This window comes from Streptomyces sp. NPDC026062 (genome assembly GCF_055568375.1).
On the sequence record NZ_JBVHOQ010000086.1, the window covers coordinates 1 to 10495 of the forward strand.

Below are 10495 nucleotides of genomic sequence, written 5' to 3' on the forward strand. Positions count from 1 at the left end.
ACCGAAGGACATCGAGCTCGCCGCATAACCCCAACACCCCGAACCACACCAAACCCGACAGGGATACCTTGACGAAGGACATAGAGGCACCCCCCGCGTCCGCCCGGCGGCGGTGGATTCGCCTCAGGTCCGGCTCCCGCAGCCGGTCAATTGCCGCCCCCGGTCGCGAGCCTGCGGGTCCTGATGATGGTCGTCGGAGGCATCCAGGCCGTCGCAGGCCTCGCCGCGGTGACCAACAGCGTGTCCATCGCCACCGCCATCTGGGGCGAGGACAACCCGTCGCCCACGTACTACGAGACGGCCGGCGAGGCACACTCGGGCACGGTCGTCTTCGTCGGCATCCTCATCATGGCGGTCGCCGCCTGGGGCATCACCACCGCCCTCAAATTCCCGACCCGCCACCCCAACGTACGCAATTCGGCCATGGCCTACGCCTGGGTGGCGCTGGCCTTCACGGTCATGGTGTGGCTCTTCGTCCCGGTCCTGATCCTGCTTCTGGTCTGGCTCGTCCTGGCCATCCTGCTCATCGTCCGGCCGAACCAGCCGGAGGTCCGGGAGTGGTTCGGGGGGTAGGGGCTCCCAACTTCCCGTGCCCTCATACATTCATCCCTGCCGCCAGTACCTCGGGTGAGTCGGTACCCTACGTTCGCTTCCGGACGGTCGACTCGTCCCGCCTCGGTGAAGCAGCCACTATTGAAGTGCCATGACGACGATTCTGGAGTGACTTCGGTGCCTGAGCCCACAGACTGGACCCCGCCAGACGGTTCGTGGTCCTCTTCTGCGGCGCGCAGGAGAAACATGCAGGCAATCCGCAGCCGTGACACGCAGCCGGAGCGGCTCATCCGGCGGCTCGTGCATGCGAACGGACTGCGGTACCGGGTCGCCGCCAGACCGTTGCCAGACCTTCGCCGGACAGCTGACCTGGTCTTCCGCCCGGCGAAGGTGGCCGTATTCATCGACGGCTGCTATTGGCACGGCTGCCCCGAGCACTACGTCGCTCCCAAGACCAATCCGGGCTACTGGTCAGACAAGGTGTCCAGGAACATGGCCAGGGACCGCGATACCGACCAGCGCCTCACCGAGGCGGGCTGGCTGGTCCTGCGCTTCTGGGAGCACCAGGACTCAGACGCGTGCGCCCTGAGGATCGTCAGCACGGTCCGAGAGCGCCGACGCCGCTTGTCCGGGTAGTCCGGCAAGGGATTCCGCCGCGAGCCGGTCACGTTCGTGGGCAGCGCGCAGCACGTCCGCGATGGCCTGGCCCACCGCGGCCGCGACTGGCGGCGGAAACGCATTGCCGACCTGCCGGTAGCGTGCGGTCTTCCCGCCGTGGAATTCCCAGTTCTCCGGAAATCCCTGGATGATCGCGGCCTGTTCAACGGTCAGCATCGGCCCTTCATTCCTGAAGAGATCTCGCTCATGACTGTCCTTTTGGACGCTTTCCTCGTACGCGTTGGCGACACCAACGCCAGAGACTCCCATGACGTTCCACGCGGCCTTCGCGCGGCTCGGGCCAAGATCTGCGCCACCGTGTTTCTTCGATCCACCAACCAGAGTGGGGGCCACGCCGGAATCTTTCCGGCTCTCCGCGCTCCGCGCCTTTTCTCTCCACTGGTCGAGGCATTTCTTCGCGAGGCGTGCGACTTCTCCTCCCTGCTTCAAGTACGGCGCATACCTGAGTCCCATGGACTTCTCCAGTGCCTGGAAGACACTCCTGGGAGCCCCTGTGGCCGTCGGCCACACGAATTTGAGGTCCCCCAGCACATCCTTGCGAATGGCCACCAACACGGCCCTGGGGCGCAACTGCGGAACACCGAAGTCACTGGCCTCCAGCACTTCCCATTCGCAGACTCGGTAGCCCAGACCGGAGAAGTTCTCGGAGACCCCGGTAACGGGGTGCCTAGCCGGTCCGCCCTCAAGGCGCGCCTCGATGTAGGTGCGGTACTCGTCGAACTTCGCGTCCTTGATACCGCGCACGTTCTCGATCATCACCGCTTCAGGGCGAAGCTCGTCGGTGAGGTCAAGGATGCGCGGGAAAAGGTCACGCTCATCATCCTTGCCGAGCTGCTTTCCCGCATGCGAGAAGGGCGGGCATGGAACTCCACCGGCCAGAAGATGAAGATCACCCTTGGCTAGCGGCTTTCCCAGGTACCCCTGCGCCTTCTTCACATCTGATTCTTTTTCTTCGGAAGACAGAGGGGCGAAATCGTTGACGTCACCAGAGATGACGTCGCAGTACTCCTTCTCCCACCGCCACTCCGCCAGCCTGCCGATGTTGAGCCGGAGCGTTTCCGAAGCGTGGGGGTCAATCTCCACGAGCGCCAGGTGCTTGAAACCCGCCTTGTGGAGGCCGATGGCCTGCCCGCCCGCCCCCGCGCAGATCTCAATCGAGGTCAGCACATCTTCGCTGGGCCCCATCGGGCCCCCCTGGTGCGGCTGGAGGGCCATCGGCTCCGGTCTCCTCTTTGTACGTACGAATGACCATCGAAGAACCCCGCGTCGCGACAGGTCCTCGCGGGCCACACGGCCAAGTGTGTCGGCCAGCCACTTTGGGCCAAGTTGAAATGCGATACGGACAGAGCCTACCGGGGCCCGAGGCTTCGAGGTCCCTGGGCGGCACGATGCCCTCTTGGACGGCACGGCGGAACCCCGGCTGACGCTTCGGAGCTCACGGCAGACACCGAAAGAATCATAATCGAACGTACATGCTAATCCAGGCTGGATTGCAGTTCCTGCCGCGTCGGCCGGCCGCCACGCTCAGCGCCGCTCGCCGCCGGCGGACAGTTCCAGACAGAGCACACCGGCAGCACACCGTCCGGCAGCGGCTGCCATGCCCGTGCTGTCAGCCCCGGTGCGAGCGCATGGGCCGGAACATCGAGACGCACCGACTCCCAGCGTCCGCGCGTCGTCTGGTCAGCGGGGACAGCCGAGTGGATCCAGTGCCTGCCGACCGTAGCCACGTTCACCGCGCTCCCGTCACTGGCGACGAGAACAGCGGCAAGGCACCAGTCCTCGTCTCGCGACATCACCTCGTACTCGTGCCTCGACAGGTGAATTGCCAGACGAGTCGGGTCAGTGGTCGACTTCACCTCAATGTGCGCCCGCTCCAGTACGGACCTCGCGGCCTGTATGTCGTATCCGTAGGCGTCAGACTCTGCGGCCACATGTCTGACATGCGAGATCCCGTTGTCGCGCAACAGCCGGAGCAGCGCTTGTTCACCCGCAGCCCCGACAGCTCGCCTTGCCGCCTCGGCCTCCTGGTTCCACAGAACACGGGGAACCGGCGCCCGTTCCCCGCCGCCCGTCACCACGCAGTCCCCTACGTCCACGACAGGCCGGCCTGCGGCAGTCACCATGCCAGCCCGCCTGAGCCAGGCAAGGCCTTCGGCGTACTGAGCCGGCGTGAGATCCGCGTACCACGGGTGATGCGTGAAGAGCGCCCGCACCCGTGGAACCCCTGCCACTCGCAGTTCAGCCAGCCAGCGAAGCGCCGCCTGGCGCGTCGCCTCAGTGGGCAGCGACGGCATCGACATGTTCCAGCAGGGCACGGACGTCAGCCATGTCCATGCCGGCGGCGCCGGAAGGCTCATCCACCAGGTCGGCGAGCTGCTGCACCGCGGGGTCGTCGAGGATCCGGCCCATGAACTCAAGCTTCTCCTCAAGCCTCATGGCCACCACCTCATCAATCGTGCCCTCGACCGCCAGGACGGTGACACGCGTCTGGGTGCCGGGGGCCAGCCCGAGCCGGTGAATCCGGTCCAGGCTCTGCAGGAATCGCCCTGCCATGAAATCGCGGTCGACGTAGACAGCGTCATGGCAGACGTGGTGCAGGCTGATTCCCTCGCCAAGAGTGGCGGGGTTGGACAGGAGGACATGACAGTCGGGATCCTCACGGAACCGCCTGATCTGTTCCTCCCGGTCGAGCGTTCCGCCGTGGACAACCGCCGGCTGGTACGCCGCGAACAGGCTCTCCATCGTGGTGATGCTGCGCACGAAAGTCGCCCATACAAGGGTCTTCCGCCCCATCGCGGCGTTTGCAGCGACGATGCTGAGTGCTTCCTTGTACTTCGGGGACAGCTCATGCGCGGGCAGGTTCTTCATGAGCGCGTACAGAGATTCGCCTTCCGGCACCTCAAGAGGCGGCACATGGAAGGTCAGCGGCTCGTGGCCCCTCTCGCCTTCGATAAGCAGCGCAGGGCTCGTAGCCGCCATCAACAGGCGCAGCATGGACTTACCCAGGGTGTCGAAGTCATCCCGCGACGCCTCGGCCCGTGCGGTGAAACGTCCTACGAGCGCGTCATACACCTCACGGTGCAGTTCCGGCATCCTCAGGCGTCGGATCCGCGTCTCGAAAGGCGGAAGGCCCAGTTCCTTCTTCGTCGTACGCGTAAACAGGGGCCTCAGCACCGAGCTCGCGTACGCGAGGTCACCGCCGGCCACAGCCTGGGTCACCACTCTGCGCCCATGCCCGGGCCACACGAACGACAGAAGATTCTCAAGGTCCCGGGACCCGTTCGGGGCGGGCGTCCCGGTGAGGATGAGGCGTCGGCGGGTAAGGGGGCCAAGCGCCATGCAGGCGCTTCCATACGTTCCCCTGGCCCCAAGTTTCATCCGGTGCGCCTCATCCAAAATGATCATGGATGGCGCCCCTCTCAGCCAGTCCGCGAGCGCCGCCAGCGACCGGTCCAGACGTTCGTAGTTGACGATCATGATCTCTGCTCTGAGATCAGGTGTCTTATCCATCACAACCGTGTGCGGCGGCTGCCTGAAGCAGAACTCACCCTCTGAAAGCCATGACTCATACGCCGATTTGGGGCTGACCACCAGAAGCCGGCGCACCTCGCCGCGTTCACGCATGGCGGCGTACACCGCCAAACCCACACGGGTCTTTCCGGCACCGGGAACACTGAAGTTGGCACCGTGCCGCAGCGACAGCAAACGCGCGAGATCCCGTCGCTGGAACTCCGTGAGACCAGCGCACCAACCGGGGCCAAGTGCCGCTTCCACGGCACTGTCATCCCAGTACTCAGCCGGGGTAGGCGAGTTGAGCTGTTCCTCGGCCCGGTCGGCGTCGTCAAGGACTTCCCCGACCAGGGCGCTGAGTTCGTCGGACCACACCACGGAGTCGGGGTGCGGCCAGTCCGCTAGCGCGTCGATGCCTACGAGGAGGTCATCGAGGTCCATCTCCAGTGCGAGACGGCCGCGCGGACTGCCGCCAGGGAACCGGGCCGCGAGCCGCGTCAGATCAGGGCGGTAGGGCTCGCCCACCCGCAGGACGGCCTTGGTCCTCGTTACGTCCAGGCTGATGTGCAGGGACGATTCATCAGATGTCTTGATCACGACGGGTCCTGCTGCACCGCGTCACGAAGCCACTCGACTCCGTCGCCAGGCACCTGGATGGTCCGGGCAGTGGCCTGGGCCAGCTTCGTCAAAGTCGCCTTCAGCTTAAGAACAGCCTCGTCCAGGGCTTCCTCATCGAGGTTGTTCGCCGCGCTGGCCAGAACCATGTCAGTGATGCACTGCTCGATGTCCTCGCAGGCGTCGTTGAGGCGGTCGGGGGCAGCCTGCTTCCGCTTGCGGACACGGGCGTCCTTGCCAGCCGGCTCAAGCGCTCGCTCGACCGCGCCGTGCGCGGCCTCGAAGAGGGCTGCCGCCTCTTCCTGCTGGGGCGCAGGAACCTTGCCAGCCTTCGCCTTGACCACGGCCTTCGCCCGGAGAACTGAGTCAGTGAACGCCCTGGCCGCCGCCACCCGGGGCACCTCAGCCCTCACCGCGCGGTTGAGTCCGGGAATCACCCGCCCCGGAGCCGCTGCCGGTGCTGGCTTCAGCTTCTCGGGCAGACGGGCCTCCAGGTAGCGGTCGCGGAAGTCCGGCTCGATGAGGCGGAGGTCGGTCTTGGAAAAGTTCATCACGATGGCGGCAAGACGGTTCTCCTTAAGGAGCTCAGCCCTCTCCGCGTTGGCCTTGGATTCCTTGGCATAGGCGCGATGCACCTCGCGCAGCCTCTCCTGGGCATCCTCGAAGTCAAGCAGGCGGAGCTGCACGTCGTTTGCGGACGACCTCTCCGTCAGGTCCCGGAGGCAGTTGAGTACCCACAAGTCCTGCTCGGCCGTCGATTCCCTGATGCGGAAGTCCCGAGCGACCTCCTTCAACGGGCGGCCAGCCTCCACCTGCTCGTCGATGGTGAGCAGCCGGTTAATGTACGAGTAGGGGCGGCGGGTGTCGTGGCGCAGCTGCAAGGACAGCTCAACGCGGTTGATGTCCGCCCACGTGCAGGATTCCGGCAGGACGGCCACCCTGATCTCGGCCACCCCGAGTTCCTTCAGGGCCGCGGCCCTGGTGTTGCCGTTGACGAGAACGCCCTCGCGGGTAATCAGCCCCGGTTCGTTCTGCCGGAAGTCCTTGAGGCTCTGCTGAAGCGCGTCGAAATCCTTGTCCCGCTTAGAAGGATCGGAAGGTTCGGCCTTCAGGAGGCTGTCCAGGTAGTCCTGGCTCTCGTCGCTCCACGGGTCTTCGTCGAGCCGTCGGTCCAGCCGGGGGTCGAAACTCCGCTGCGCCTGGATCCTGTGCGTTCCAGGGTTGTAGTAGAGCGAGTCCACCGGCATATCGATGACCTGCACCACCTGCGGCTTCGTACGCCACTCGATCGTCAGGGTTTCCTGGAGGCCGCTGCCTGCGGCCGCGTCCTGAAGGCGCCCCTCGACGGTCACCTTGTTCTTGGCGGCGTGCGGCGGCAGGCCGAAGTCCCTGGCGTTCTCAGTCACGGTCCGTTCTCTCCTCATACTCAAAGGGTCCATCTCAGCTCATGGCGGGGCCGCCGCCCACAGCAGCCCCGCCATGAGCCGAATGTCGGGCATCAGGCAGGCGGAAGCCCAAGGGCCTTGCGGACTTCGTCACGCGACTCCGCCGGCAGCGTGCGGATATCGGACCAGAGGCGCTCCACCACGCTGAACTCGCGTTCATCAGCGGCAACCCAGCCCGCGATAGTCTTCCGGTTCAGGCCGCTGAGCTTGGAGACGCCGTCCAGCACAGCTTCCAGGTCGGCTTCCAGGAAGCGCCCGCCCACGCGGCAGCGGTTGCACTCGGCGATGTGCTGCACTCCAGTGGATCCGTCAGGCAGCTTGACGCGCCGCCGGGCGATGTCGATCTGGGCCGTCTCGAAAGTGCCGGCATACGTCTGGCCGGGCGTAATCCCGCACGACCGGCAGCGGTGACCGTCACGGGCAAGAACCTTACGGCGCTGGGTTTCCGTCAGCGACGAGCTGGCCCTGGTCCCCTTGCCACGGATCCAGACAGGCTCCCCCTGTGCGACGAACCGCTGCTCGTGCTGCCCCAGACGGGCGTCCTCGCGGTGGGTATCGATCTTCCAGCCGTGGTCCCGGAGCTCACGGACCCGGCGGTCCACCTGGCTGACGCCAGGGAGAGCGTCCTTGAGCTCCTCCTTGGTGAAGATGCTGCCCTCCCCCACAACAGTCACCAGCCAGAGCGCTGCGCGCTTCATCGTTCCGAGGTTTTCGTCCTGCCAGGACGGCAGAGTCATCCAGAGGCCCTTTCGCTTCAGGTACATGGCAATACGCGAGCGCCAGGCGGCTGGCCCTCTCACGGACATCTCCACTCTGACCCCCTGACGTCCCATCACGCCAGGCCCCGCAAGGTTTCGAGGCAGTACGGAAAACATCCACGCTCTCCCAAAGAACCGCTATTTTCGACAGAATTAGCGTCTGCCCCTCACCGCAAAGTGAACGGAAGGTCTGCCTGCGTGACTGTGAACCGCAGAAACTGGAAAGAACTGCCGTCTCAAATCAGCGCCGCCCACCGCGCCCTGACGGAGGCGCTACGTGAGATCCGGGAATGCAGCCCGCGCACCCAGGCGCAGATCGCGAAGGACGCCTGCCAGGAGCCAACGACCCTCTCAAACCATCTCAATGCCGGGCGAATCCCAGACGAATCGCTTCTGCGGGACTTCTACGCGACGGTGGAGAAGGACGCCGCCACGTCCGGGAACGGGCCCCTGCCTCACACCCTGGACGAGCTTCTGGCCCTCCGCCTCGCTGCCAAGACGAAGCACTGCGCGTGCTGCACCGTCGGCTATCGGGCGGCTGCCGAGCAGCCCGGAAGGTCTGAGATGCCCGCCCAGCAGCCGGCCTCCCCCAGCGTCTCGAATCCCGGGCTGGCGCGAGCGCGACGATTGCGCCGCCGTTCGCGGCGACGCGTAATTTCAGTGCCACAGGGACACATTGGGGCGCCGGTCCCCCTTCGCGAGGGGGACCGGCGCGCCACAGAATCAGCAGAGCTTACTTGGCCGGAAACGAAACTGGTGGCCCGATACCTCGCCGCTGGCCAGAATCACGAGGCCGGCTTCCTGCTCTGGCAGGCAGGCGCTTCCTACCCTGCCCCCGGCATCGTCGAGGCCGTGACCTCGTGTCGCGCGGCAGGACTTGACGACGCAGCCGAAGCGATACTGATCAGCGTCACCGAACGAGCTGACAGGCAGGCCGTCCTAGGCGTTGTGGCGGCACTGGACGACGCCGGCCGGCATAGCGACGTCACGTTCATGCTTGCTGCGGCCACGCAGTCCGCGAGGTGACCGCGTCAATCACGCTACGGAGTCCGGTCTGTGGACTGCGGCGCACCAGCCAAGGTCACGCCGACACCGGCACCCCCCGGCTCCACAGCTCCTCGGCGTGTTCAGCGAACCGGTCAAACATGCCGCCGTCGCCCTGCCGTCGAAGATGGAGCAACGGCGAATCGTGTCCGACAAGCCGTGCGAGGTGCGGAGTAACCAGCGCGTCCTGGTCAAATCGGAACACGGAGAGAGACACGTGGTTGACAGCGTCCTCATGGTTGCTGAAACGAGCCTCCACACGGTTGGCTACGCCAAGGCGCCCCAAGTGCTCAAGAGTGATCCGGACACGCGTGGAAACGCTCAGTGCGACATCCTCAACGGTCTCCCGCTGACGGGTGACCTCGCCGTCTGGATCCCCCAGCAGGAACCGGACTCGGCAACCAGAATCGATCTTCCTTCGAAGGGTCTCAACGAAGGCCGGCTGCTCAAGCCAGAGGAAGTAGTTCGTGTATCCGGCCAGGTAGATCTCTTCCACAGCCCCCTCGATCAGCCCACCCCAAACGGTCGACGGGCATGCAGACCGGTAGGGGTATGCCTGAACAAGTTCCCGGTCATGGCCCGACTTCACCCGGGCCTGCACAGCCTTCGGCCAGATCATCTGTTCATCCACCTTCAGTGCCTGACAGGCGTCACTACGGTTTCTTGCGTGGGGTACCAGTTCGGGGTCGGCCAGCCATCGCTCTACAGTCTTCGGCGCGACCCCGATGCGAGCCGCGAGCCTGCGGGGTGACAACTGAGCATCCGACATAGCCGATCGTAGAGCGACGTTCAAGACTTCCCCCTGCGACGTTTGGGCCTTCTTGGAACCTAGCGGCAGAGCATCCAGCTGTCCTTGGTGTTAGCGAGATACGTCCCAAAGGGGCGGTCATCCTCACCGCTATGACGAACCCGAAGCCCGTACCCGACGGACCTGTCGAGCTCCCGATCCCGCCCGATCCACCCGCGCCGGCGGACGACTGCTGTGTCTGCTCCGACCTGGCTAAGCAGCGGCAGACCGCCAGAGACGCGGGAGACTACTCGCGCGCCACCGACGCCTCAGTAAAGATCCGCAGGCACCCTCACGTAACCGAGGGGATCCAGTGACCGGCCTCGGCCTCCCGCAGTGGCGGGAGAGCCGTGCGGCCGCCCTGGCGGCAAGCGAAGGATTGAGGGCGGCCCTCGCCAGTTTGGGACTTCCGGAGCGCAGTTACCGCCACATCCGCCCGGCGATGACATCCACCGGGAAGGCGTACGTCTACCTCGGAATCTTGAACGCCGAGGCCGTCGAAGCAGTCAGTGCGGTGCTGTTGCGTGAGCTCGCTGCCCCGGACCGCCCTGCGGAACAGGGCCCCGTTGCCCCTCTCCGGCCGCCTTTGCGATCACATTCTGAGCCCAACACCACCGTGCAGCAACCCACTTCGGATCACGGTTACGCGCAAGAGGATGCCCACACGGGACCGGTCGAATCGTAGTCAATGCAAATCGAGGAAGAACGCCAAGGGGCCGACGGCCGACAGAACCATCAGGCTGGCGCCTCCCTCGGCTGCCAGGCCATTCGGCAGAGCGGCTAACCTGCTCGGCCCGCAGCGGCAGGCCAAGGCCCGCCGGTTCAAGGCCATGGCCCGGGTCCCGGCCCCTCACCGGCCACGACGAGCCGATGGCCGACCGGGCCGCGGAACGGGTGGTGGCGCGGGCCGTACGCCGCGAGCGGGCTGCGGCGACGGCAGAGCTGCCCGCTCGGCTCCGGGACGTGCTGCTGGCCGCCTGGGGTGATCTCAGCTACGAGGAGGCGGCCCAGGCCCTAGGAGTTGTCGTCAAAGTGTCACGCCCACATCAGCAGCGAGGCGAGGGTGACGGCTGCCTGGTAGGACTCGGCGGTCTTGTCGTAGCGGG

The 10495-nt window shown here is 65.6% G+C and carries 10 protein-coding genes; 4 read left to right on the forward strand and 6 right to left on the reverse strand.

All coding sequences use genetic code 11. The annotated features are described in order from the left end of the window. The first annotated feature begins 183 nt into the window (after positions 1-183). Together ACZ4LX_RS37205 and ACZ4LX_RS37210 are read left to right on the forward strand one after the other, a co-directional pair. The gene (locus tag ACZ4LX_RS37205; RefSeq protein ID WP_467651656.1) at positions 184-573 is read left to right on the forward strand and encodes a hypothetical protein; all 390 of its coding nucleotides are present in this window, start codon (positions 184-186) and stop codon (positions 571-573) included. A gap of 156 nt (positions 574-729) precedes the next feature. After that, a complete protein-coding gene (locus tag ACZ4LX_RS37210; protein ID WP_467651654.1) occupies positions 730-1188 on the forward strand; it encodes a very short patch repair endonuclease in 459 nt (152 codons plus the stop codon). On the opposite strand, the gene ACZ4LX_RS37215 is transcribed toward ACZ4LX_RS37210, so the two are convergent. From ACZ4LX_RS37215 to ACZ4LX_RS37235, 5 genes are all read right to left on the reverse strand, one after another. Beyond that, positions 1123-2415 (reverse strand): DNA cytosine methyltransferase, encoded by a 1293-nt coding sequence (locus ACZ4LX_RS37215; protein WP_467651660.1) that lies wholly within the window; start codon positions 2413-2415, stop codon positions 1123-1125. The two genes, ACZ4LX_RS37210 and ACZ4LX_RS37215, sit on opposite strands and share 66 nt — an antisense overlap. A gap of 290 nt (positions 2416-2705) precedes the next feature. Next, positions 2706-3530, reverse strand: coding sequence for a protein NO VEIN domain-containing protein (locus ACZ4LX_RS37220; RefSeq protein WP_467651652.1), 825 nt, complete (start codon positions 3528-3530; stop codon positions 2706-2708). After that, positions 3505-5334 (reverse strand): DEAD/DEAH box helicase, encoded by a 1830-nt coding sequence (locus ACZ4LX_RS37225; RefSeq protein ID WP_467651659.1) that lies wholly within the window; start codon positions 5332-5334, stop codon positions 3505-3507. The genes ACZ4LX_RS37220 and ACZ4LX_RS37225 overlap by 26 nt, the downstream gene beginning before the upstream one ends. Further along, the gene (locus tag ACZ4LX_RS37230) at positions 5334-6761 is read right to left on the reverse strand and encodes a ParB N-terminal domain-containing protein (RefSeq protein WP_467651650.1); all 1428 of its coding nucleotides are present in this window, start codon (positions 6759-6761) and stop codon (positions 5334-5336) included. The genes ACZ4LX_RS37225 and ACZ4LX_RS37230 overlap by 1 nt, the downstream gene beginning before the upstream one ends. Before the next feature lie 92 nt (positions 6762-6853). Then, positions 6854-7537 (reverse strand): hypothetical protein, encoded by a 684-nt coding sequence (locus ACZ4LX_RS37235; RefSeq protein ID WP_467651657.1) that lies wholly within the window; start codon positions 7535-7537, stop codon positions 6854-6856. Between the two features lie 219 nt (positions 7538-7756). Here ACZ4LX_RS37235 and ACZ4LX_RS37240 point away from each other — a divergent pair, with 219 nt between their 5' ends. Then, the gene (locus ACZ4LX_RS37240) at positions 7757-8584 is read left to right on the forward strand and encodes a hypothetical protein (RefSeq protein ID WP_467651648.1); all 828 of its coding nucleotides are present in this window, start codon (positions 7757-7759) and stop codon (positions 8582-8584) included. A gap of 55 nt (positions 8585-8639) precedes the next feature. Here ACZ4LX_RS37240 and ACZ4LX_RS37245 read toward each other — a convergent pair whose 3' ends face one another. Then, positions 8640-9371: a DUF5919 domain-containing protein gene (locus ACZ4LX_RS37245; protein ID WP_467651647.1), complete on the reverse strand. Its 732-nt coding sequence runs from the start codon at positions 9369-9371 to the stop codon at positions 8640-8642. An 888-nt stretch (positions 9372-10259) separates the two neighbouring features. Here ACZ4LX_RS37245 and ACZ4LX_RS37250 point away from each other — a divergent pair. Then, positions 10260-10495, forward strand: a 236-nt coding sequence (locus tag ACZ4LX_RS37250; protein WP_467651646.1) for an RNA polymerase sigma factor sigma-70 region 4 domain-containing protein, incomplete at its 3' end; no start/stop codon positions are given.

Coding starts and splice junctions, on each gene's coding strand:
- ACZ4LX_RS37205 (WP_467651656.1), top strand. CDS start 184: ATGATGGTCGTCGGAGGCATCCAGGCCGTCGCAGGCCTCGCCGCGGTG.
- ACZ4LX_RS37215 (WP_467651660.1), bottom strand. CDS start 2,415: ATGGGGCCCAGCGAAGATGTGCTGACCTCGATTGAGATCTGCGCGGGG.
- ACZ4LX_RS37220 (WP_467651652.1), bottom strand. CDS start 3,530: ATGTCGATGCCGTCGCTGCCCACTGAGGCGACGCGCCAGGCGGCGCTT.
- ACZ4LX_RS37235 (WP_467651657.1), bottom strand. CDS start 7,537: ATGACTCTGCCGTCCTGGCAGGACGAAAACCTCGGAACGATGAAGCGC.
- ACZ4LX_RS37245 (WP_467651647.1), bottom strand. CDS start 9,371: ATGTCGGATGCTCAGTTGTCACCCCGCAGGCTCGCGGCTCGCATCGGG.